Origin of the sequence: Streptococcus suis (assembly GCF_002960445.1) — a bacterium.
GTDB lineage: Bacteria > Bacillota > Bacilli > Lactobacillales > Streptococcaceae > Streptococcus > Streptococcus hyiners.
On record NZ_POJD01000320.1, the window covers coordinates 1 to 305 of the forward strand.

At 42.0% G+C, this 305-nt stretch carries 1 protein-coding gene; it reads left to right on the plus strand.

Translation table 11 applies throughout. The features are described 5' to 3' along the window. Positions 1-305: SDR family NAD(P)-dependent oxidoreductase (locus C1G53_RS11040; RefSeq protein WP_153046720.1), on the plus strand; the 305-nt coding region annotated here is incomplete at both ends.

The following is a 305-nucleotide window of genomic DNA, read 5'->3' on the forward strand; positions in this document are numbered from 1 at the left end:
ACAGAAGAGGATTTTGATACGGTTCTGAAGGTAAATCTTACTGGAACTTTTAATATGACGCAGGCTGTTTTGAAACCAATGACAAAGGCTCGTGAGGGTGCTATTATCAATCTATCAAGTGTATCTGGCTTGATTGGAAATGCTGGACAGGCCAACTATTCTGCTTCTAAGGCAGGTGTGATTGGATTTACTAAAGCCATTGCCCGTGAGGTTGCTGGGCGAAATGTTCGTGTCAATGCGATTGCGCCGGGCTTTATCCAATCTGATATGACAGATGTTTTATCTGACAAGATTAAAGAAGCTAT